The following is a 22,087-nucleotide window of genomic DNA, read 5'->3' as shown; positions in this document are numbered from 1 at the left end:
GGAAATGAACGAAGAAAATCAAGTATATTTTGTTGACAGTGACAAGCTTCCACAGGAAGCGCTAGCGCGTAAGCATCGTCTGGAACAGGATGCATCGTTCCGGACAAATCATATGGAATATATGGAAGGCATGCAGGTGATCGATTCGGATATCAAGGACAAAGTACTTGCGGCTATGGATGCATATGACTATGATTCCTATACTGCGGCAGATGTAGAACGTGCACTGTCACATGAGAGCTGTACGATCGAGGACTTTAAGGCATTGCTGTCACCGGCAGCAGCACCGTATCTGGAACAGATGGCAAGGAAAGCAGAGGAGATCACGAAGAATCATTTTGGAAATACGGTCTATATCTTCACACCGCTTTATATTGCAAACTATTGCCAGAACTACTGCATTTACTGTGGTTTCAACTGTTATAACAACATTCGCCGGAAGAAGCTGACGATGGAGGAGATCGAGCATGAGATGCAGGTTATTGCGCATACCGGCATGGAAGAAATTCTGATCCTGACAGGCGAGAGCCGGGCATATTCGGATGTTACATATATCGGGGAAGCGGTGAAGATCGCAAGAAAATATTTTAAGAATATCGGAATCGAGATCTACCCGGTAAATGTGGATGAATACAAATATCTGCATGAATGTGGTGTTGATTATGTGACTGTTTTTCAGGAGACATACAACACGGACAAATACGAGACCTTACATCTGATGGGACACAAGCGCGTCTGGCCATATCGTTTTGATGCACAGGAGCGTGCGCTGATGGGCGGCATGCGTGGAGCCGGATTTTCAGCACTTCTGGGACTGGATGATTTCAGAAAGGATGCACTGGCAACGGCACTTCATGTCTATTATATCAATCGCAAATATCCACATGCAGAATTATCATTGAGTTGTCCGCGCCTGCGTCCGATCGTGAATAATGAGAAGATCAATCCAAGGGATGTAGGAGAGAAGGAGCTTTGTCAGGTGCTTTGTGCATATCGGATGTTCCTGCCGTTTGTCGGAATCACGGTATCGAGCCGTGAGAGCGCAACATTCCGAAACGGAATCGCAAAGATCTGTGCAACAAAGGTTTCTGCCGGAGTATCGACCGGAATCGGTGATCATGAGGAGAAATACGAAGGTAAGGAAGATGCGGATGTAGGAGATGAGCAGTTCGAGATCAACGATGATCGTTCCTTTTCATCCATGTATCAGGATATGGAGAAGGGCGGCTTGCAGCCGGTCTTAAACGATTATATCTATGTGTAAATGTTATGAGCACGCGATTGTGATCACCAATCGCGCGCTGGTAAACGGAGATTTTCTGGAACAGCTTCAAAAGGTCGCTCAGGTGCATCCGCATGCATTGATCCTGCGGGAAAAAGACCTGCCGGATACAGAATATGAGAAGCTTGCAGCGAAGGTTTTAGAAATATACAGAACGGCAGGCGTACCTGTCTTTCTGCATTCCAGAATGGAGATTGCAGCACGGCTTGGCTGTGAGAATATTCATTTGTCGATTCCTGTGTTGCAGGATTTGTCAGATGTCTGGCGTGATGCACTGACAACGAATTTTAAAGAGATCAGTGTGTCCTGTCACAGCATGGAGGATGTCGAGCTTGCAGTTAAGAGCGGAGCGACACAGATCGTGCTTGGAACGATATTTGAGACAGAATGTAAGAAAGGGCTGAAGGGCAGAGGGTTGGAATTTGTTCGTGAGATCTGTGCGAATTGTCCGGTCCCGGTATATGCGATCGGTGGTATCAATGAAGAACGCCTGCCGCAGGTGATGGAAGCCGGTGCGGCAGGCGGTTGTATGATGTCCGGATTTATGCGGATGTAGGGAGATATGCCATGGTATACAGCGTGATATCATGTGCCATCTTCTTCTCGGCAGTTTTCGTCATGCCGCAATGTTCGTATTTGACAACCTTTTGGATGTTGTCGGTGTCAAGAATGCAGGGGCAGCCACGTTTGGCGGCTTCTGCAAATGGCAGCTCCAGAACCTTCTTCATGAAGCCCTGTCCCTGGTAAGCCTGTAAGACGACTACCATTGAGACGGCGATATAATCTTTTTCTTTGCGGTATAATTTCTTATATTGCTCGTTTGATCCGGTTGCGATATTTAATAATGATTTAAATGGAATCTCGCACAGCATTCTCCAGATCATATGTAGGGCAGGCCCGAGTGGCTGTCTGGTATTCTTATCCCAGTATGCAAGGAAGCCTTCATATTTTTCGGAGGTTGCATATAATGTACCCATCCGGTAGTAGAATTCAGTAATGATCTCGAAAGATTTGATGAGGTCATCATGTGGTATCGTCTCGGCGATTCCGGGAGATGCGGCAAATGCTTCCCCGATCCGTCTTCCGTATTTTGCTATGTCTTCTGGTGACCGGTTTTCAATCTTTATCATATCTTTTTATACCTCCCCAATTTTTATTCAATATGTTTGAAAAGTCAGCATGATTTTCCATAATCTGAAAGTTTGCTGTTTTTTACTTCACATATCGTTCGTTTAATGTATTCTAAAAAATAATATCTCTGCAAACACATAATATTATATTAATAAAATGTGAGTTATAACTCATATTATGTATGGCTGTAGAATATCACGCCGGGATTTTGCTGTCAATAGAAATGTGAGTATATACTCATGTTTTATTGACTTTATTTTTTTATATGCTTATACTGGAAACAGTAAAACTATATGAACGGAATTGTTTTTTACATAAAGGAGTAACACATGCCGGAAGAAATTCGTATCCCAAAACAGAAAAGAAGTATTGAGAAAAAAGAAGCACTGAAGAAAGCGGCGGTCGAGCTGTTCTCGACAAAAGGGTTTCATAACACCAGCAGCAATGAAATCGCAAAGAAAGCAAATGTGTCGATCGGTACATTTTACAGCTATTTTGTTGATAAAAAGTCGTTATATGAGGAATTGATCACAGATCTTTATAATGAGTCTTTGCAGGAGATTATGGTCATTGATGTGTCCGGGTTCACCTCTCCACGGGAATTTGTCAGAAGATACGTTGCTCTGATCCTACATAATCATGAATACATGACAGCATTCCAGAAGGAGATATCCGCCTTGTCCCTGCAGTATGATGACTTGCACGAACTGGAAGCAAGGGCGCGCGCGGGTGCATTTCGGACATTTTTCTCACTGCTTGAGACGAATAAACAAATGCTCAGAATCTCTGATCTTAAGACCACATCCCTGATTCTTCAATGTGCATTGGAGTCCGTTGTGCATGAGGTGACTTTCTATGAAAATGACTATGATAAAGAAAAAGTCATCGATGCGCTTACGGATCTGATCTGCCGATATTGTATTGCAGATGAATATGATAAGAAAATGTAAGAAAGTGTGGAATCTGGCAGTCATTTAGAGTATACTGTCCATGGACGTTAGAATATACTAACTTGTGTTAGAGACAGGAGAACAACATGAAAAAACAATTTTTTGAAAACGAAAAAGATGGATTTTATGGAACGTGTTACGAAAATCCCAAAGGGGCGGATTGTGCCGTGATCGGATTATTTGGGGATGATCCGAATGATTATATGGCGAAATGTGGAGCAAAATGGCTTCACAGACAGGGTGTAAATGCTATGTGTGTATCTCCGGGCAGAAAAAATTACAGTCATGTCAATAATCCGCTGGAAAGAATTCAGACCGCAATAAAGTGGTTACAGGATCATGGAAACCGGAAAATCGGTATTATGGGGATGAGCACGGCCGGAATGGATGCGATCGTTGCAGCATCTTATTTCCCGGATATTACGATGACGATTGGGCTTACTGCCAGTGATTTTGTATGGCAGGGATTTGAACAGGGAGAAAAGGATGGCTGTAAGGAATGGCCGATACCGAATGCATCCACACTTTCATGGCAGGGAAAGCCGCTGCCTTATATGCCATTTGTCTATGAACATCCGGTGTATTGGCAGAAGATTGAGGAAGAAACAAAAGGCTCCGGTGATATCACACGGTCGACCTGCTTGTTTATAGATTCGGAAAAGGCAAGATCGCATACAGAGGAAGAAATGGTAAAGGTTGAGAATATAAAAGGCCGCTTATTCCTGATCGGTGCGGATGATGACAGCTTCTGGGAGGCTGGCAAATATGTCCGCCGTATGGATCAGCGTTTGAAGGAACATCCACATACATGTGAATACGATGCTCTTGTTTATGAACATGGTACTCACTTTGTATTGCCGGAAACTTTGCTTCGGATCGCACTTCCGGTTGGACTCAAATTTGTATTGAAATTTGTCTTTAAGGCTGCAAAAGATTATCCAAAGGAATGTGAGGCAACCAGAAAAGATATTGACCGCAGACTGTCCGCAGCGTTAAAGGAGTGGACAGCGGATTAATATCCGTATTTGCTCTTGTTTTTTACCAGGAAGGTCACAGTGATAATAAGGGTTACAAGCTGAGATAACACCATTGTTAAGACCAGTGAAGAAGCCCGAACCAAATATATTAAATCCACAGAACAGGAATGAGGTAGAGTAAAGCATCATTCCTGTTTTTGTCATTTCACAGAGTTCTGCCTCGTAGCCGACAAATATCTTTGCGATAAGCAGGGGATGCTTGTCTGATAACACTATACTGGAAATCGTATTTCGTCAAGAGATAAGTGAACAAGATAGTAAGCAAGATAATAACCTGAATGGTTCCCTTCATTTATGCCAGATGCTTTTTGCTGAGGAGAATTTGGATATGTCAGAGACGCAAATGGATGCTTATCTGAATTATGTATATCAGGAAGAAGAAAAAGGTGTGCGTTTTGCAGTTGTGGAAGAATTGGTGGAGGACATATCAGAATTTACAGGCGATGTTGTATTTCCGGGAGATCCGGTCTGGCATGGAGGTGTTCGCTGGATATCGAAAGCGTTATCACTGGTCTTATGGGGAGTGCTGATCATCTGTCCGGTTATCCATGTTGTTGAAGTAATAAATGGAAAGAGATCATTGAGCATTCCGCTCTTATTGATCTACGGATTTATCATTGCTGTATATTCGTATGGGTTTGTTCGATTTCGGAAAACGAAGAAACGAAGAAATCCTGCAGGCAGTAAAACACATTGGACAAATAGACATATTATGATATAATTTGCATATAATATAAACGGAGGTGGTTTTTATGTTAACATTAAAGGAATCAATCAGACCATCGGCTGATTTAAGAAACCATTATAATGATATTTCAAAACAATGTAAGGAAAATAAAGAAGCGGTAATTATTACAGTAAATGGCAGAGGTGATACGGTAGCCCTCTCATATGAAGAATATAAAAATATGAAAGCTCGTATAGAGTTACTTGAAATATTAGCTGAGGCAGAGGATGATATAAAAAATAATCGTGTTGCACCGATAACTGAAACATTTGATGATTTGCGTAGAATGCTTCAGGAGGGCTAAGTATGGAATATGAGGTAATACGAACTGATACTGCGGATGCAGGGATCAGAAAAATAATTTTATATATAGCTCAGAATTTTGGCAATGAAGTAGCTTTGGAACAACTTGATTATATAGAGAAAAAAATTCTTGAACTTGGAAATGATCCATATATTGGAACAGATCCAAGATACCTTGTTCTTAAACGACAAGGATATAAAGTCCTTATACTAAAAAAGGATCTGGTTTTTTATAAAATTAATGAAGAGAAGAAAACGGTTATTGTATATGCGGTAGTGGATGGCAGACAAGACTATTTGAATATAATACGTGGATTATAGAAAGTGCGCAAATTTTCTGGACAGAAATTAAGAATGAATTTGAAGGTTCCCTCATACAATTACTTATCGGGATTTCCGATTCATACAAAGTATGAAGACAATTCAAGGAGGGGATTTTTTGTCTGAGAAAATGAGTGAAGTCTACGAAGCATATGACATGGAAATACTGGGTGCCGTCAGAGGCCGGGGATCTATGATCCTGAAAACGGATCAGGGAATCAGGCAGATATCTCCATTTGACGGCAGCGAGGAGCGGCTGGAGCAGGAACGGGAATTTAAGGAAAATCTGTATGAGACAGGATTTCACCATATTGACCGTTGCGTGCCGAACCGGGAAGGAGAGCTGATCACCTGCGACCGCTACGGGAATCCATATGTGATGCGGGAATATTTTGAGGGACGGGAATGTAATCCCGGAAGTATCTGCGATCTGAATCAGGCGGCTGCAAATCTTGCGATATTTCATATCCGGGGGCGTGAGCTGTATGCAAAAGAGGGGAGAACGTATGCGTACCGTGAGCCGGGCAACTTCAGACGAAAAACGCAGGAAATGAAAAAAATCCGGAGCTTTATCTCAAAGCGTCCGACGAAGAATGATTTTGAGCTCTTATATATAGAAGCGTATGACGCATTTTACAGACAGGCAATCGACTGCCAGGCGATGATGGATGCCTGCGACCGGACAAATATTGCCGGGCATATCGGATATTGCCATGGAGCATATAATTACCATAGTGTGTTATTTTGCGGTGGGTATCTGGCGACTGTGAATTTCGACCGGTTTCATGTCGGATATCAGTTGATCGACTTATATCAGTTCATCCGGAAGGTCATGGAAAAGAATAATTATAACTTCAATATGGCGGTGAAGATCATAGAAGAATACGATCGTATCCTGCCGCTTACCGGAGAAGATTATCGATATATCTACATATTATATAGTTATCCGGAGAAGTTCTGGAAGGTCAGCAATCGTTATATGAACTCCAGAAAATGCTGGATTTCCCCTGCAAATCTTGAAAAACTTAGTAAACTTATAACAGATGAACAAGAAAAGCAGAAATTTTTAAGTGATTTTTGCAATCATTATGGGTTCACAAGTTAGGAATTTGAATGTATAATGTCATGTGTGAGAAAATCTAACTTTGGGATTTAGGAAATATATTAAGTGTAATGTTTTAAAGGAACGCACAGGAGGAAATATTAAAATGAGCGAACGCAATTATATGGAAGTATATGAGCAGTGGGTCAACAATCCGTTATTTGGTCAGGAGACCAAGGATGAACTTCTTTCAATCAAGGATGATCCAAAAGAGATAGAAGAAAGATTCTACTGTGATCTGGTATTTGGTACTGCCGGACTTCGTGGTATTATCGGTGCCGGAACAAACAGAATGAACAAGTACGTTGTCCGTAAAGCAACACAGGGTCTTGCAAATTATATCATCAAGCAGGGCAAACAGGATAAGGGTGTTGCTATTGCATATGATTCCAGAAGAATGTCACCGGAGTTTTCCATGGAAGCAGCATTATGTCTTGCAGCAAATGGAATCAAGGCATACAGATTCGAGTCTTTACGTCCGACACCGGAGCTGTCATTTGCAGTTCGCTATCTGGACTGTGTAGCAGGTATTAATGTAACAGCCAGCCACAATCCACCGGAGTACAATGGTTATAAAGTATACTGGGAAGACGGTGCGCAGATCACACCTCCACATGATACGGGAATCATGGCAGAGGTTAAGGCCATTACAGATTTTGCAGATACCAAGACAATGGAAATGATCGATGCGATCAAAGCAGGACTTTTGGTAACGATCGGTGCAGAAGTTGATGATGCATATATGGGCGAACTGAAGAAGCTGGTTCTTCATCAGGATGCTATTGATAAATATGGTAAGGATCTGAAGATCGTATATACCCCACTTCATGGTACCGGAAATATTCCTGCAAGAAGAATTCTTTCTGATCTTGGATTTGAAAATGTATATGTTGTTCCGGAACAGGAACTTCCGGATGGTAACTTCCCAACAGTTGATTACCCAAATCCGGAAGCAAAGGAAGCATTTGCCCTTGCTCTTGATCTTGCAAAGAAAGTAGATGCAGACCTCGTTCTTGCAACTGACCCGGATGCAGACAGACTTGGTGTATATGCAAAGGATTCCAAGACAGGCGAATATAAGGTATTTACCGGTAACATGTCAGGAAGCCTTCTGTGTGAATATGAAGTAAGTCAGATGAAAGCACGCGATGGCAAACTGCCGGAGGACGGTGCAATCATTAAGACGATCGTTACAACAAATATGGTTGATGCGATCGCAAAATATTACAATACAGACCTGATCGAGTGCTTCACAGGTTTCAAGAACATCGGACGTGAGATCTTACGTTTCGAGCAGGAAGGAAAGGGAACTTACCTCTTTGGTTTCGAAGAGAGCTACGGCTGTCTGATCGGAACACATGCAAGAGATAAGGATGCCATCGTAGCAACAATGGCACTTTGCGAAGCTGCTGCATTCTATAAAGGACAGGGTAAGACTTTATGGGATGTTATGATGGATATGTATGAGAAATACGGCTACTATGTAGATGATATCAAGACTGTAACTCTGAAGGGAGTAGAAGGTTCCAAGAAGATCGGACACATCATGAATGTACTTCGTGACAATACACCGGCAGAGATCGCCGGATATAAGACAAAGGTTGTCCGTGACTACCGTCTGGAGACGATCAAGAACCTTGAGACAGGCGAAACTGTTAAGACCGGTATGCCGAACTCAAATGTTCTCTACTATGAATTAGAGAATGATGCATGGCTTGCAGTAAGACCATCCGGTACAGAGCCAAAGATCAAGTTCTACTATGGAATCAAGGGCAGCTCATATGATGAGGCTCAGAAGATGTCCGCAGAAGCAGGCGACAAGATCATGGATCTGATCTATGATATCTTAGAGAAATAATAAAAGCTTAATTTAAATATAAAACACAGGAATTGCCCCTGTACAGACTATAAGCCCCATTATAAATGACTCGCTACGGTTTCTGTTCAATGCATATGCCTGATTCGTAAATACTCCTGCGCTAACTCGCCAACTAAACGTTGGCTCAGACAAGCGCTCGTATTTACTGGCAATATGCATTTCACGACGGAACCTTCGTTGATGTCATATTATAATGGGGCTTATGGTCTGTACAGGGGCAATCCCTGTGTTTTCTGTTAAAAAAGAAGGGCACAATGTCCCTAAAATATCAAAATGAAAATAGCCTTGATCTGTAAATGTTAGATATCGATATCTTAGAGAAATAATAAAAGAAAAACTTAATAAAAGACTGAGGCTCTATATAATTTATGAAGCAGACCTGTTCGAACGAAAGTGTTCTGCGGAATAAATTGATATAGAGCCTCAGCCTTTTTATTCAAAGTAGAAAATTATTTAACGATTACAACGTTAGTAGCTCTTGTTCTTGAACCACCCTTAGGATCTTCCTCTGTGTCGAATGTAACCTGCTGACCTTCAACAAGTGTCTTATATCCTTCACCCTGGATAGCTGAGAAATGAACGAATACATCTCCGCTTCCATCATTGTTTGAGATAAATCCATAACCTTTTTCTGCGTTAAACCATTTTACTGTACCGTTGTTCATGTGGGTACCTCCTTATATATTTCTTGCTTGTACCCAATGAAAACGTGCATCATTTATGAGAGAAATACGATTAAAACCTTAATCCATACGTCCGCTTAAAAGCGATTACATAGTTAATCTTGAATACGCTCTCATAATAGTATGGGCGCACCTATTTGTCAAGAAAAACAAGGTAAAAATAATGATCAAATCCGGTAAAAAATGATCCATGGGTTCTTGGCAGAAAAGGAAAAGTAGGATACTATAAATACAGGAAAAATGCAAAAACAGGAGGAGAGCGTATGAGAAAGGGAAAACGTCTGATTGCATGGATCATGGCAGTTGTTATGCTGTTTACAATCTGTGTATTTGGTGGAAATGGAACGGCGGAAGCGGCAGCTACAACACCGGTTGCAAAGCATGGAAGACTGTCTGTAAAGGGAGCAGACCTGGTCGACAGTAAGGAAAATAAATTCCAGCTTCGCGGTATCAGTACACATGGAATCAACTGGGATGTCGGATCGCCATATGTGAATAAGAAAGCATTCAAGACACTCCGTGACGATTGGGGCGTGAATGCGATCCGGCTGGCAATGTATACTGAAGAATACAATGGCTATTGCAGTGGCGGAAGTCAGGCAAAGCTTCGGAAACTGGTGGATAAAGGTGTCGGGTATGCGACTGATCTTGGTATGTATGCGATCATCGACTGGCATATCTTAAGTGACGGAAACCCGAATAAGAACAAGTCACAGGCGAAGAAATTCTTTACCACGATGGCAAAGAAATATAAGAACAATAAAAATGTTATTTATGAGATCTGCAATGAGCCAAATGGCTGTAGCTGGAAAGAGATCAAATCCTATGCGACAGACATTATCAAAACGATCCGCAAATACGACAAGAAAGCAGTTATTATCGTGGGAACACCAACCTGGTCACAGCTTGGAACGGATGGAACGTCAAATGAAGTTGCAGACAGCCCAATCAAGGGATATAAGAATATCATGTACTCCCTGCATTTCTACGCAAGTGAGTGGGCGCACAATGAATATCTTCCGGCAAAGGTTGCTTATGCAAGAAAGAAGAAGCTTCCGATCATTGTATCTGAGTTTGGTTTATCACCGGCCAGTGGCGACGGAGCCATTAACAAGGCATCCGCAGACAAATGGATGAAGCTGCTTAACAAATATAACATCAGTTATTTCTGTTGGAGCCTCAGTAATAAGAACGAGTCGGCATCTTTGCTTAAACCATCAACAAAGAAAACCTCCGGCTGGAAGTCAGGTGACTTATCCACAGCAGGAAAGTATATCAAGAAGAAATATCTTGCGAGAAAGAAAGCTCTTGGCAAGAAAGCATAGTGATTATGTATATGAGATAAACAGTAATATCGGCAAACAGCCGGATGGTCTGTTTGTATAATGAATCAATCATATTTTGCACCTGTGCATCATAGAATAAATAATACAGGAAAATCGTATGAAGCGAATCGGGTTTTTCCGGAATGATGACAGGACAGGATGTGATGGTATGAAGAAAAATAACAGGATTCTAGCCTGGTTCACCATGGTTTTGTTAGCATTTGCAATTCCATATGTGGGAACCAGGCTTTTTGTGCGTTATCGGGATGTGTCGGATGCACGGATCGCGGCACTTAGTAGCAGCCGGGATGTGTGTATCCTGCAGAATGGCAATTACAGGCTGATCGACTGTGAAGAATATATTTTGTATGTCCTTGCCGGATTGTATGATCCGTCGTGGAATGTGGAGATGGCAAAGACAATGGCAGTTCTGACCCGGACTGCGATCTATTATGAAATGAACGATCAGGCGGATACTGCTAATGGCGGAGGCAAGATCATCAATGAAGGAGACTTGAAAGAGATCCGGATAGAGAAAGATGAATTAAAGCAAAAATGGGGGAAAGAATATAAGCAGAATATGGAAATGGTATATCAGGCTGTGAAGGATACAATGGGACAGGTTATCGTTTATGATGGCAGGCTTATTATTCCTGTCAGTCATGCAGTCAGCATCGGTGTGACCGTCAGTGCAGAGGAATTATATGGTACTGCGATTCCATATCTGGTATCCGTTGACAGCAGCCAGGATATCCAGTCACCGGAATTCTCATCGACAAAGATCTACAGTGCGCTTCGTATAAAGAAAGAATTTGGCATGAATGGAGAGGGGAAAGCGTTCGACGGATCGGAAAATCTGGGTCAGACCGGCGTGGATGGTGAAAAAAACAAATCAGAGACGGCTGGTTCAGCACAGAACGAGGAACAGGCAGTGGATGCGGATGCACTGACTGTGCTTGAGGCGACGAAATCAGGATTTGTCCGAAAGGTAAATGTATTCGGTACGGTCGTGACGGGAGAGACATTTGCACAGACCCTGTCACTTGGAACGACAAATTTTCATATCGATCAGGTCGAGGAGGGATATCGGATCATCTCGATCGGTAAAGGCTCATCCCTTGGAATGTCGATGTACGGAGCCGGATGGAAAGCCGATCAGGGCAGTACATATCGTGAGATCATCACATATTATTACCCGGAAACTTCGATCGCAGATGGGGCGGCATATTAAATATCCGCGAAAACATATAAGGATAATTACCAATATATTAAGGATATTTGAAAGCATACAGATGGAATTGCAAAAGTGGTTGCTTTGCAAATCATTTCATTTCGCTGGTGGCAGGATACGACAAAATGCATAAGATATAAATAAAAAGCTTGTGGAAAATATTTGCCTGTGTATATAATCCGGAAGTTCAGGCAACAATATCCATGAGGTGATAAACATGAAGAAATTTTTGAATGTTATTAAGAGAAATATTTTCTACATTGCCCTGATCGCCGGAATGGTGGCACTTGTAGGACTTGTAGCTCTATATAATGTGAAAACCCAGTCAGATGATGAAAATGCTGTCAGCTCGGAGGCAGTAGAAGAAACCGCAGACAGAAGTAATCTCGGAACAACAGAAGCAGTAAAGGAAACACTTGGCGGTACCGCCAAAGCAGAGGACAAGACAGAAGCAACAACAGAGAAAAGCTCAGAAGTAGAAACCGGAGCAAATGCTGCCAAGGTGGAAGAACAGATCGAACTGAATTATGACGGCAGTACAGCTCTTATGTGGCCACTAAACGGAAATGTGATCATTCCATTCAGCATGGACACCACAGTATTCTACGAGACATTAAACCAGTACAAATGTAATGCCGGTATTGTATTGGAAGCAGCCGAAAATGATAAAGTATCAGCCGCTTACAAATGTAAGATCACAGAGATCACAAGCACACCGGAATTTGGAAATGTGGTAAAGGCATCCCTTGGAAATGGCTATGAAGTCATGTATGGACAGCTTAAGGATATCAATGTATCCGTTGGTCAGGTGGTAGATGCCGGCTGCACCATCGGCACTGTAGCAGAACCAAGCCGTTATTATTCAAAAGAAGGAACAAATCTGTATTTCGCAATCACCAAAGATGGCAAACCGGTCGATCCTGTATCATTGATCGAAGGGGAATAATCAGAACAATCCATATAAAGTATAAGAACAGATGCATGTCGTGCCGCAGGGTAGGGTGTGTGTCTGTTTTTATTTTATCTCCTTCCTCTGGAACACCAACAGGGAAATAACAGTTGGCAGGATCAGAAGTACAGCGGCGATCTCCATAGCGTGAACAATCAGGCTGGTGGTTAGTGTCTGCCATGCAACAGCGGTCAGGCAGACGGTAGGAAGATTGGTGTAGATGATACGGAGTGCTTCTACTTCCGGGAAAATAGCATAGAAAAGCATGATGCCATTTGGCAGCAGGGCAACGACTACAGCATAGATACCGCACCACAGAAGGTCTGTGGAGAAGAACATGCACAGGGAGGATGCCATTGTCTGTCCGGCGATGATCATAGGAAGCATGATCACAAAACGCAGAAAATAATTCTGATATGCCGAAGCGGTCAGACTTCCATCATGACGGAAACAGATGTAATTCGTCAGCAGATAGGCTGCAGATACCACAACGATTCCGATAAGCAGCAATAGTGTATTCACGATACATTTGCCAAAAAAAATTGTGTTTCGGCTGGTTCCGAATGACACGATATTCTTCATCGTATTATTTCTCCATTCACCGGAGAAACCGATATCGGTGGTGAAAATAATGCAGTACCAGACGATCGTTGCCATCATATACAGACCGGCATTCATAATATCTGCACCTTCAATCGTAAATGGGATTCGGATGACATGGATGGCATACCAGACAGATACGTTGATCAAAATAGCAATGACCACTCCGATTATGAGCAGGGTATATGGATAAGCCCGATGACTTACTTTGTAACATTCGCTTTTGAGGAAATTATTCAATCGTTGTCCCTCCTAACAGTTCAATAAAGAAATCTTCCAGTGTGGTTTTCACAATCTCCAGTGAGTACAGATCATATCCCTTTTCAAATAAGAAACGGCTGATCTTCTCAGTTGGGTAAACCGTGTTGTTTTCAAAATAAATATAAATGGTATCATCATCTGCATTGTAGGATGCGTCGAGTTGGAGCTCTTTTGAAAGACATTCAGCAGCTTTTTCACCATTACTGGTACGCATCTTTACATAGCTTTTTTCTTTTGCTTCTAGTTCTTCAGCAGACATTTCCTGTAAGATCTGACCATGATCGATGAATCCGTAGCAGGTTGCCATATTTGCAAGCTCGGATAGAATATGGGAGGAAATGATGATTGTGAGTCCGTTCTCTTTGTTTAGTCGCAGCATCAGCTTTCGCATCTCGACGATGCCGGCAGGATCCAGACCATTGATCGGTTCATCTAAGATCAGAAATTCCGGATCGTGCATGAGCGACAGGGCGATTCCCAGACGCTGCTTCATGCCGAGAGAGAAATTTTTGAATTTCTTATCCTTAGCTTCATAGAGTCCCGTTTCTTTCAGAACCGTTTCTACAATGGATGGATCGTCGATTCCACGCTGGATACGATAATATTCCAGATTGCGTTCCGCAGAGAAAAATGGATAAAATGCCGGAGTTTCGATGATAGCACCGGTTCTTTTCCGGGCTTCATTTAACCCATGTGTACCTTTCTTTCCAAAAAGTTCGATGCTGCCATAATCAGGGGCATTCTGTCCGGTAAACAGGCGGAGAAGTGTCGTTTTTCCTGCACCGTTTTTACCGATCAGAGCATAAATGTCGCCCTTTTTCACGGACATATTTATCTTATCAAGTGCAGGCTTATCACCGTATATTACTTCTACATCTGTTGCTTTTGCAATGACTTCTGCCATGGAACAGCACCTCCTGATTCAACCGAATTTTCCTATAATCAGCATACTGTTTTGCCGCAGGAAAGTCAATTCATGGAGCAGACTCCAAGTTGAAACATTTTTAATTTTTTTCAAAATTAAAAATGTGCAGTTTGTAAGTTTATATATGTGCTGGTACAAGGTAACAATTATACAGAATCATCTAATGAAAGTGCATAATGAAAAATAGTGAAAATTAGTGAAAAAATAGTGAAGATATAATGGAGAAAAAAGCCCATATTTATTATAATAAAGAAAATGTCCTGCCAGACAGGACGACAAGGGGAGAGCTGCAAATGATGCAAATGTTAAAAATCATGTTCATTATTCTAGTGGGAATTGGCATGTTGATCATGGGGATATACACATTTATCCGGTTGAAAAAACGACGCAGGAAATTAAAGCGGCTGTTGGATAATATTGCTTCGGGATCAACGGTGGATCAGTTGTTAAAGGAAAACCATCCGAAGCTGTCAGCTATGGATGAGATGGAAAAATATATCTATATCATAATGGGACTTGGAGCCGGGTTTGTTTTGTTTGGAGCATTTTTCATGGCGCAGGAGCTGATGGAGAGAAATGTCATACCGGATATGACAGGAACGACCGGGTGGATGCTTGTGCAGCGGCTGGTTGCATTTGCATCTGGCATCATTCTCCTTTTTACAGGAAGTGGCATGAAGAAGAAACAGGTAAAAGAAAATGATTACATGGATATGATGATTCCGGGGAAGGTAGTCGGAGAAGTGCCGGGTGCTAAGACGCTGACACCGGGAAAGGCGATCCTTACGATCCAGTATACCGATCCTTATGATAGCAGTGTGCATAACTACCAATTGGCGCAGGAATTAAGCCGGAAGAAGCATCCGGTTGGCAGCGAATATCCGTTGTACTATTCCAGAGAGCAGCGCAAGGTATATGATCCGGGATCAAACAAAGTGAACCGGAAAACAGAACTGTTTCTCAAATGGCTGGGGATTATCATATGTCTGGTGTCCGTGTTGAGTATGTTCACGGCATTTTGACGAGGATAAGATAATATGCTAGAATGACATTGGTTAGCAAACACTAACCGATGCCATTTTACGTTAAAGGAGAGAAAATTTATCATTATCTGAATGCATTTGGTCTGACACCATGGATGTGTCTGCACTTGTTCTATATTATGATCCTGTATCTGTATACATGGATGACCGGATATGGATATGCCGATGCTGCACTTCCGGCATGCGAAGCCTTATTTGATCACCTGTCATGGGTTATCATAGTAAGCGAAGTCGTTATGCTTCCGGTATTCTTATACTGGTTTTATGTGGTCGTGTGTGGCAAAACCACATTGCCAAGATGGATGGCAGCAGGAAATGTACTTGTATTCTACTGCATTCTCTATGTTATAAAATCAATACTTCCGGATACAGCATTCCGCCTTGGTTTCACAAACGGCTTGATGAGCGAAAGCATGATTTTCTTCTTCATCCTGATATGGATTCTGGGAAGCAAAACTGCGGAGAAATAATAAAAAGGGATTGCCCTGTTAATCAGATTTACTGCTGTCTCTGAAATGACTAACTGCGGTTTCTGTTCGATGCACATGTCTTATTCGTAAATACTCCGGTGCTAACTCGCCTTCGGCTCAAACAAGCACTCGTATTTACTGACAATGTGCATCTCTCAACGAAATCCTCGTAATGTCATCTACAGAGACAGCGGTAGATCTGTTTTAACAGGGCAATCCCTTTTTCGTTTTTATAGACTTTTTTTTAAAATAATATTCACTAATATTACTTCTGTCTGATGCTAATATCGCCGCTGGTTGTGCTGACGCCACATTCATATTCGGAATAATTTGCGCCATGTGGAATATCAACATCGCCATTTTGTGTATCTGCTAAGAAACTGTAGTTTCGGTCAGAAGCAAGAGCCAGATCAATGTCGCCGCTCGTAGCAGAAATGCTGATCGTATCAGCGGCCGTGATGGACATATCAATATCGCCACTCGTCGTATTACTGGAAAGACTGGTATTAGCAGTAATGTCACTGGCTGATACATAGCCGCTTGTGGTATAGAATTCTGCCTGATCTGTTGTTATGCGGTTCAACTGGATATCACCGCTTGAGGCATGAAGCTCTAGCTTAGTTGTAAATGAACCATTGCTGATAGAGATATCACCCGATGTAGTTTTGACTGTGAGGGTATTAGCTTCGATATCTGCGATATGGATGTCACCGCTGTTTGTCTTAAGACTGGTATATGAAGAGTTAAACACTGGCTTGCTATCAGTCTTGTGAGAATACAGATAGTCGATATCTCCACTTGCTGTGGTTACCTGGATAGATTCGTATTCTTTATCTGCCAGATAAACAACGGTAGTAGTATCCTGACCAAATCCGAGTGAGATTGTCGGATGGTGGGTACGTTTGTCTTCGCAGCGGAAGGTGAGCACGCCGTCAACAACCTCTGCATGGTTGGTCAGACCATCTGTATCATAATATTCGATGTAATTCGTTCCGTTGTCGGAGTTTTTGATTATGACGTCGGTAGATGCTTCGCCTGCGATGTCAACGGCGTTGAAATCATCTTTGATCTGAACTGTTTTCTTCACATAGTCCGGCAAGGCTTTCATACCGAGCAGGTCGACAGAACCATTTGGAAAATGGAATCCGTTAATTGCAAAACTTAAGAATGCGATAATGACGCCGACCACTATAAATATAGAAGCAACAATAACTGCTTTTTTGGATTTACTCATAATTATCTCTCCTTTACAAACATTCTCTTAATTCCATTGATGGATGCCTTGTACAGCTTGAAAATGCCGATCGTAACAGGCTTCACGGCTACGACGAACAGGATCGCAAGTCCGATTCCGGCAAATGCAGCTCCAAGCATGAAAAGGGCAGCCGGAACATTCTGTGTAATGAAAAACGGAATGACGCCCAGCAGTCCGCCGATACCTGCAACTGCCATCGAGAGTACGATCGCATAGAAGGACAGAAGAAGTGCCAGTATGACAACCGCCATGGTGATGATCAGAACGATCGCGGTCAGTAACAGTGGAGCCCATATAGGAGAACCAAGAATCAGCAAAATGATCTCCCATGCTTTTAACCGGTGGGATGGTTTGATCTTTTCTTTTACAAGTTTCGTCAGTGGCATATCTGCCAGAATCTGATCAACGACATCGTCCGGGGCATCCATATCGGCAACCGCATCTTCCTCCGACAGACCATCTTCCATACGGTCATCGATCATTTCACTATAATAATCCATAAATTTATCAATATCGTCTGCCGGCATTTTCCGGATCTTTCCCCGGATCGCTGACAAATATTCCTGTTTAGTCATTGTCATTCTCCTCTCTGATAATAAAACGATATATAGATTCAAGTTCTTTCCATTCTTCTTTAAATTCCTCGATTCGTGCTTTGCCTGCATCGGTAATATGATAGTATTTCCGAAGTCGTCCGTTGTGTTCTACGGAGCGAACGGTGAGGAATGCGCCGGTTTCCAGTCTTCGCAGGATCGGATACAATGTAGATTCTGATATCGTTACAAAGGGTTTCATGTCCTTGATGATCTGATATCCATAAGAATCTTCATCCTTGATCGCAGCCAGTACACAGACATCCAGCATACCGCGTTTTAATTGAATATCCATATGTATACCTCCTTATGCACTATACTATATGACGTATAGTATAATATGTCAAGAGGTATTTTATAAAAAATAATTTGACAAGAACGCTCATGGTTGCTATACTCAAGGTTGATAAAAATAAGAAGAAAAGCGATGACAGAGACAGTAGATCATGTTTGAAAGGCAGAGCGAGCCGGAGATGGTGCAAGACCGGTGCGAGTAGAAGATGATGGAAGATCACTCTTAAGCTTCAGACCGAAAACGACAGCCAGTAGGCTCTGACGTTATTCCCTCGTTACGGGAAGCACATATGTTAGTATGCAAGTAATAGGTGGTATAACGAGAACTTTGAGCCTTCGTCCTTTTTGCGGCGGAGGCTTTTTTTACTTTATAGAAAAGTTTGTCTAATAATATTTTGCATACATTGAATAAAAAGAAAGGAAGAACAACATGTACGAAAAAGTATCGACCAAATTGAATTTCGTAGACAGAGAACAGAAGGTTCTGGATTTCTGGAAAGAAAATCAGGTATTTGAGAAGAGTGTGGAAGAAACAAAGGATCTTCCGACTTACACATTTTATGATGGACCTCCAACAGCAAACGGTAAGCCACATATCGGCCATGTGCTTACACGAGTTATCAAGGATATGATTCCAAGATATCAGACAATGAAGGGTCATAACGTAGTAAGAAAGGCAGGATGGGATACACACGGCCTTCCTGTAGAGTTGGAAGTTGAGAAACTTTTAGGAATCGATGGCAAAGAGCAGATCGAGGAATACGGTCTGGAGCCATTTATTCAGAAATGTAAAGAATCCGTATGGAAATACAAAGGTATGTGGGAAGAATTCTCCGGCAAGGTAGGATTTTGGGCAGATATGGATGATCCATATGTAACATACCACAATGATTTCATCGAGTCCGAGTGGTGGGCACTGAAGAAGATCTGGGATCAGGGACTTTTATACAAAGGCTTCAAGATCGTGCCATATTGTCCACGTTGCGGAACTCCACTATCAAGCCACGAAGTAGCACAGGGTTATAAGACTGTAAAGGAACGTTCCGCAGTTGTAAGATTCAAGGTTATCGGCGAAGATGCATATTTCCTTGCATGGACAACTACACCTTGGACACTTCCATCAAACGTAGCCCTCTGTGTAAATCCGGATGAGACTTATGTCAAAGTAAAGGCAGCAGACGGATATACCTATTATCTGGCAGAAGCACTGGCAGACAAGGTGCTCGGCTCTCTTGCAAAGGAGGCTACAGAAGATGCACCTGCTGTACCTGCATATGAAGTTCTGGAGACATACAAAGGAAAAGATCTGGAATACAAAGAGTACGAACCATTATATGAGTGCGTAAAGCCTGTATGCGAGAAGCAGCATAAGAAGGGTCACTACATCACATGTGATTCTTATGTAACTATGACAGATGGTACAGGTATCGTTCATATCGCACCTGCATTTGGTGAGGACGATGCAAATGTAGGAAGAAAGTACGATCTTCCATTTGTACAGTTCGTAGATGGCAAGGGTGATCTGACAGAGGAAACCCCTTATGCGGGAATCTTCGTAAAGGATGCAGATCCAAAGGTATTGGTTGACCTTGACAAAGAAGGACTTCTGTTCGACGCACCAAAGTTCGAGCATGAATATCCACACTGCTGGAGATGTGATACTCCGCTGATCTACTACGCAAGAGATACCTGGTTTATCAAGATGACAGCAGTCAGAGATAAGCTGGTTAAGAATAACGACACCGTAAACTGGATCCCTGAGAGCATTGGTAAGGGACGTTTCGGTGACTGGTTAAAGAATGTACAGGATTGGGGACTTTCCCGTAACCGTTATTGGGGAACTCCGTTAAATATCTGGGAATGTGAATGCGGATGCCGTCATGCGATCGGTTCGATCGAAGAATTAAAGAGCATGAGCGACAACTGCCCGGATGAGATCGAGCTGCACCGTCCGTTCATCGACGCTGTAACGATCAAATGTCCGGAGTGCGGTAAGCAGATGCACAGAGTATCTGAAGTTATCGACTGCTGGTTCGATTCAGGTTCCATGCCATTTGCACAGTGGCATTATCCGTTTGAGAATGCAGACATCTTCGAGAAGCATTTCCCTGCTGACTTCATCAGCGAGGCAGTTGACCAGACAAGAGGATGGTTCTATTCTCTGATGGCGATCTCAACCCTGTTATTTGACAAGGCTCCGTTCAAGAATGTAATTGTCCTCGGACATGTACAGGATAAGGATGGACAGAAGATGAGTAAGTCCAAGGGAAATGCAGTAGATCCAATGGATGCACTGAACAAATACGGTGCAGATGCGATCCGGTGGTATTTCTACAGCAACTCTGCTCCATGGCTTCCAAACCGTTTCCATGAAGATGCGGTTATCGAGTGCCAGAGAAAGTTCCTCGGAACCTTATGGAACACTTACGCATTCTATGTATTATATGCAAATATCGACAACTTCAATCCACTTGAGCATGAGCTGGATTACGAGAAGCTGTCACTGATGGATAAATGGTTATTATCAAAGCTGAACTCAACCGTAAAGGCTGTTGATGAGAACCTTGCAGCATACAAGATCCCTGAGACAACCAGAGTATTAGAGGAGTTCGTAGATGACCTTTCCAACTGGTATGTTCGTCGTGGACGTGAGAGATACTGGGCAAAGGGTATGGAGCAGGATAAGGTAAATGCCTACATGACACTGTATACAGCCCTTGTTACGATCTCCATGACAGCAGCTCCGCTGATTCCGTTTATGGCAGAGGATATTTACCAGAATCTGGTAAGAAGCATTGATAAGGATGCTCCATTATCTGTTCATCTGTGCGAGTTCCCGAAGGTAGAGGAGAAGATGATCGACACAGACCTTGAGGCAGCTATGGATGAGATCTTAAAGATTGTTGTTCTTGGACGTGCAGCCAGAAATACTGCAAATATCAAGAATAGACAGCCGATCGGAACCATGTATGTAAAGGCAGCAAAAGAGCTGACAGAGGATGAGACAGCGATCGTCAAAGACGAGCTGAACATCAAGAACGTAGTATTTACAGAAGATATCGCAAGCTTCAGTTCTTACACATTCAAGCCACAGCTTCGTACCGTAGGACCAAAGTACGGCAAGCAGTTAGGCGGAATCAAGGCATATCTGTCATCTGTTGACGGAAATGCAGCTATGGCAGAGCTGAAGGAAAAGGGTGCTCTGACATTTGACGTAAACGGCACAGAGGTATCTCTGGCAGAGGAAGATCTGCTGATTGATATCGCACAGACCGAAGGCTACGTTACAGAGGCAGACGGTGCGGTAACAGTTGTTATCGACACAAATCTGACAGAAGAACTCTTAGAGGAGGGATTTGTCAGAGAGATCGTATCCAAGATCCAGACCATGAGAAAGGAAGCCGGCTTCGAAGTAATGGACAAGATCACAGTCTATGCAGAGGGAAGCGACAAGGCAACCGGACTTATGAATGCAAATGCTGACAGCATCAAGTCTGACGTTATGGCAGATGCACTGGTAACCGGAAGTGTAGATGGCTATTCCAAGGAATGGAACATCAACGGCGAGAAGGTAACACTTGGTGTAAAGAAAAACGCATAAGTAATACAGGGCGATGACCGATGCCGAAAAAAGCAAATTTATACTTGCTTTTTTCGGAAAGCGTCTGTATTATAGATAGCATATTAAAAGGTGCAAGGAAGTACTGGAGATAGCAACTTCCCTGC

22 protein-coding genes are annotated in these 22,087 nt (G+C 42.6%); 15 read left to right on the top strand and 7 right to left on the bottom strand.

Annotated elements, in window-relative coordinates:
* Positions 1-4: 4 nt before the first annotated feature.
* Together thiH and DWY07_RS05305 are read left to right on the top strand one after the other, a co-directional pair.
* Positions 5-1,264, top strand: a complete 1,260-nt coding sequence (gene thiH, locus DWY07_RS05310) for a 2-iminoacetate synthase ThiH (RefSeq protein WP_117822419.1) — start codon at positions 5-7, stop codon at positions 1,262-1,264.
* 19 nt (positions 1,265-1,283) lie between these two features.
* Positions 1,284-1,838 carry a thiamine phosphate synthase gene (locus DWY07_RS05305; protein WP_242997309.1) on the top strand — a complete coding sequence of 185 codons (555 nt, stop codon included), beginning with the start codon at positions 1,284-1,286 and terminating at the stop codon, positions 1,836-1,838.
* Here the strand turns inward: DWY07_RS05305 and DWY07_RS05300 are convergent.
* Positions 1,825-2,412: a GNAT family N-acetyltransferase gene (locus DWY07_RS05300; protein ID WP_117822417.1), complete on the bottom strand. Its 588-nt coding sequence runs from the start codon at positions 2,410-2,412 to the stop codon at positions 1,825-1,827. The genes DWY07_RS05305 and DWY07_RS05300 overlap by 14 nt on opposite strands.
* A gap of 330 nt (positions 2,413-2,742) precedes the next feature.
* On the opposite strand from DWY07_RS05300, the gene DWY07_RS05295 reads away from it, so the two are divergent.
* From DWY07_RS05295 to DWY07_RS05265, 7 genes are all read left to right on the top strand, one after another.
* Entirely contained in the window at positions 2,743-3,363 is a 621-nt protein-coding gene (locus DWY07_RS05295; RefSeq protein ID WP_117822416.1) for a TetR/AcrR family transcriptional regulator, read from the top strand.
* Positions 3,364-3,449: 86 nt separating this feature from the next.
* Complete coding sequence (locus DWY07_RS05290; RefSeq protein WP_117822415.1) at positions 3,450-4,379, top strand: acyl-CoA thioester hydrolase/BAAT C-terminal domain-containing protein; 930 nt, start codon at positions 3,450-3,452, stop codon at positions 4,377-4,379.
* Between the two features lie 349 nt (positions 4,380-4,728).
* A complete protein-coding gene (locus DWY07_RS05285) occupies positions 4,729-5,121 on the top strand; it encodes a hypothetical protein (RefSeq protein ID WP_117822414.1) in 393 nt (130 codons plus the stop codon).
* Positions 5,122-5,152: 31 nt separating this feature from the next.
* Positions 5,153-5,431 (top strand): type II toxin-antitoxin system Phd/YefM family antitoxin, encoded by a 279-nt coding sequence (locus DWY07_RS05280; RefSeq protein ID WP_008399788.1) that lies wholly within the window; start codon positions 5,153-5,155, stop codon positions 5,429-5,431.
* Positions 5,432-5,433: 2 nt separating this feature from the next.
* Entirely contained in the window at positions 5,434-5,751 is a 318-nt protein-coding gene (locus tag DWY07_RS05275; RefSeq protein ID WP_021944224.1) for a type II toxin-antitoxin system RelE/ParE family toxin, read from the top strand.
* A gap of 118 nt (positions 5,752-5,869) precedes the next feature.
* The gene (locus DWY07_RS05270; protein ID WP_242997308.1) at positions 5,870-6,856 is read left to right on the top strand and encodes a hypothetical protein; all 987 of its coding nucleotides are present in this window, start codon (positions 5,870-5,872) and stop codon (positions 6,854-6,856) included.
* 103 nt (positions 6,857-6,959) lie between these two features.
* Entirely contained in the window at positions 6,960-8,711 is a 1,752-nt protein-coding gene (locus tag DWY07_RS05265) for a phospho-sugar mutase (RefSeq protein ID WP_021944177.1), read from the top strand.
* Between the two features lie 470 nt (positions 8,712-9,181).
* On the opposite strand, the gene DWY07_RS05260 is transcribed toward DWY07_RS05265, so the two are convergent.
* Complete coding sequence (locus DWY07_RS05260) at positions 9,182-9,397, bottom strand: cold-shock protein (RefSeq protein WP_008402359.1); 216 nt, start codon at positions 9,395-9,397, stop codon at positions 9,182-9,184.
* Positions 9,398-9,678: 281 nt separating this feature from the next.
* On the opposite strand from DWY07_RS05260, the gene DWY07_RS05255 reads away from it, so the two are divergent.
* The 3 genes from DWY07_RS05255 to DWY07_RS05245 all read left to right on the top strand — a co-directional run bounded on the left by DWY07_RS05255 (position 9,679) and on the right by DWY07_RS05245 (position 12,917).
* Positions 9,679-10,740 (top strand): glycoside hydrolase family 5 protein, encoded by a 1,062-nt coding sequence (locus DWY07_RS05255; protein ID WP_117822413.1) that lies wholly within the window; start codon positions 9,679-9,681, stop codon positions 10,738-10,740.
* Between the two features lie 118 nt (positions 10,741-10,858).
* Positions 10,859-11,971: a SpoIID/LytB domain-containing protein gene (locus DWY07_RS05250; protein ID WP_021944179.1), complete on the top strand. Its 1,113-nt coding sequence runs from the start codon at positions 10,859-10,861 to the stop codon at positions 11,969-11,971.
* A 217-nt stretch (positions 11,972-12,188) separates the two neighbouring features.
* Complete coding sequence (locus DWY07_RS05245) at positions 12,189-12,917, top strand: M23 family metallopeptidase (protein ID WP_117784540.1); 729 nt, start codon at positions 12,189-12,191, stop codon at positions 12,915-12,917.
* Between the two features lie 69 nt (positions 12,918-12,986).
* Here DWY07_RS05245 and DWY07_RS05240 read toward each other — a convergent pair whose 3' ends face one another.
* On the bottom strand, positions 12,987-13,760 hold the full coding sequence (locus DWY07_RS05240; protein WP_021944181.1) for an ABC transporter permease subunit: 774 nt from the start codon (positions 13,758-13,760) through the stop codon (positions 12,987-12,989).
* Positions 13,753-14,685 (bottom strand): ABC transporter ATP-binding protein, encoded by a 933-nt coding sequence (locus tag DWY07_RS05235; protein WP_021944182.1) that lies wholly within the window; start codon positions 14,683-14,685, stop codon positions 13,753-13,755. Before DWY07_RS05235 ends, DWY07_RS05240 begins: the two co-directional genes overlap by 8 nt.
* Before the next feature lie 314 nt (positions 14,686-14,999).
* On the opposite strand from DWY07_RS05235, the gene DWY07_RS05230 reads away from it, so the two are divergent.
* The gene (locus tag DWY07_RS05230) at positions 15,000-15,728 is read left to right on the top strand and encodes a hypothetical protein (protein WP_117822412.1); all 729 of its coding nucleotides are present in this window, start codon (positions 15,000-15,002) and stop codon (positions 15,726-15,728) included.
* 50 nt (positions 15,729-15,778) lie between these two features.
* The gene (locus tag DWY07_RS05225; protein WP_117822411.1) at positions 15,779-16,219 is read left to right on the top strand and encodes a DUF6796 family protein; all 441 of its coding nucleotides are present in this window, start codon (positions 15,779-15,781) and stop codon (positions 16,217-16,219) included.
* Between the two features lie 265 nt (positions 16,220-16,484).
* On the opposite strand, the gene DWY07_RS05220 is transcribed toward DWY07_RS05225, so the two are convergent.
* Genes DWY07_RS05220 through DWY07_RS05210 form a run of 3 tightly spaced genes read right to left on the bottom strand, consistent with a single transcriptional unit; the run spans position 16,485 to position 18,362 of the window.
* The gene (locus tag DWY07_RS05220; protein ID WP_117822410.1) at positions 16,485-17,453 is read right to left on the bottom strand and encodes a DUF4097 domain-containing protein; all 969 of its coding nucleotides are present in this window, start codon (positions 17,451-17,453) and stop codon (positions 16,485-16,487) included.
* Between the two features lie 2 nt (positions 17,454-17,455).
* Positions 17,456-18,049, bottom strand: a complete 594-nt coding sequence (locus DWY07_RS05215; protein ID WP_117822409.1) for a DUF1700 domain-containing protein — start codon at positions 18,047-18,049, stop codon at positions 17,456-17,458.
* The gene (locus DWY07_RS05210; protein ID WP_021944187.1) at positions 18,042-18,362 is read right to left on the bottom strand and encodes a PadR family transcriptional regulator; all 321 of its coding nucleotides are present in this window, start codon (positions 18,360-18,362) and stop codon (positions 18,042-18,044) included. The genes DWY07_RS05215 and DWY07_RS05210 overlap by 8 nt, the downstream gene beginning before the upstream one ends.
* Before the next feature lie 429 nt (positions 18,363-18,791).
* On the opposite strand from DWY07_RS05210, the gene ileS reads away from it, so the two are divergent.
* The gene (gene ileS, locus DWY07_RS05205; RefSeq protein ID WP_117822408.1) at positions 18,792-21,962 is read left to right on the top strand and encodes an isoleucine--tRNA ligase; all 3,171 of its coding nucleotides are present in this window, start codon (positions 18,792-18,794) and stop codon (positions 21,960-21,962) included.
* The last annotated feature ends 125 nt before the right edge of the window (positions 21,963-22,087 follow it).

The organism is Clostridium sp. AF23-6LB (assembly GCF_003461085.1).
Classification (GTDB): Bacteria; Bacillota; Clostridia; order Lachnospirales; family Lachnospiraceae; genus Coprococcus; species Coprococcus ammoniilyticus.
This window is presented reverse-complemented; position numbering and strand designations above follow the sequence as displayed.

Coding starts and splice junctions, on each gene's coding strand:
- ileS (WP_117822408.1), top strand. CDS start 18,792: ATGTACGAAAAAGTATCGACCAAATTGAATTTCGTAGACAGAGAACAG.
- DWY07_RS05290 (WP_117822415.1), top strand. CDS start 3,450: ATGAAAAAACAATTTTTTGAAAACGAAAAAGATGGATTTTATGGAACG.
- thiH (WP_117822419.1), top strand. CDS start 5: ATGAACGAAGAAAATCAAGTATATTTTGTTGACAGTGACAAGCTTCCA.
- DWY07_RS05275 (WP_021944224.1), top strand. CDS start 5,434: ATGGAATATGAGGTAATACGAACTGATACTGCGGATGCAGGGATCAGA.
- DWY07_RS05300 (WP_117822417.1), bottom strand. CDS start 2,412: ATGATAAAGATTGAAAACCGGTCACCAGAAGACATAGCAAAATACGGA.
- DWY07_RS05265 (WP_021944177.1), top strand. CDS start 6,960: ATGAGCGAACGCAATTATATGGAAGTATATGAGCAGTGGGTCAACAAT.
- DWY07_RS05260 (WP_008402359.1), bottom strand. CDS start 9,397: ATGAACAACGGTACAGTAAAATGGTTTAACGCAGAAAAAGGTTATGGA.
- DWY07_RS05250 (WP_021944179.1), top strand. CDS start 10,859: ATGAAGCGAATCGGGTTTTTCCGGAATGATGACAGGACAGGATGTGAT.
- DWY07_RS05230 (WP_117822412.1), top strand. CDS start 15,000: ATGATGCAAATGTTAAAAATCATGTTCATTATTCTAGTGGGAATTGGC.
- DWY07_RS05280 (WP_008399788.1), top strand. CDS start 5,153: ATGTTAACATTAAAGGAATCAATCAGACCATCGGCTGATTTAAGAAAC.
- DWY07_RS05255 (WP_117822413.1), top strand. CDS start 9,679: ATGAGAAAGGGAAAACGTCTGATTGCATGGATCATGGCAGTTGTTATG.
- DWY07_RS05220 (WP_117822410.1), bottom strand. CDS start 17,453: ATGAGTAAATCCAAAAAAGCAGTTATTGTTGCTTCTATATTTATAGTG.
- DWY07_RS05225 (WP_117822411.1), top strand. CDS start 15,779: ATGCCATTTTACGTTAAAGGAGAGAAAATTTATCATTATCTGAATGCA.
- DWY07_RS05210 (WP_021944187.1), bottom strand. CDS start 18,362: ATGGATATTCAATTAAAACGCGGTATGCTGGATGTCTGTGTACTGGCT.
- DWY07_RS05285 (WP_117822414.1), top strand. CDS start 4,729: ATGTCAGAGACGCAAATGGATGCTTATCTGAATTATGTATATCAGGAA.
- DWY07_RS05215 (WP_117822409.1), bottom strand. CDS start 18,049: ATGACTAAACAGGAATATTTGTCAGCGATCCGGGGAAAGATCCGGAAA.
- DWY07_RS05295 (WP_117822416.1), top strand. CDS start 2,743: ATGCCGGAAGAAATTCGTATCCCAAAACAGAAAAGAAGTATTGAGAAA.
- DWY07_RS05245 (WP_117784540.1), top strand. CDS start 12,189: ATGAAGAAATTTTTGAATGTTATTAAGAGAAATATTTTCTACATTGCC.
- DWY07_RS05235 (WP_021944182.1), bottom strand. CDS start 14,685: ATGGCAGAAGTCATTGCAAAAGCAACAGATGTAGAAGTAATATACGGT.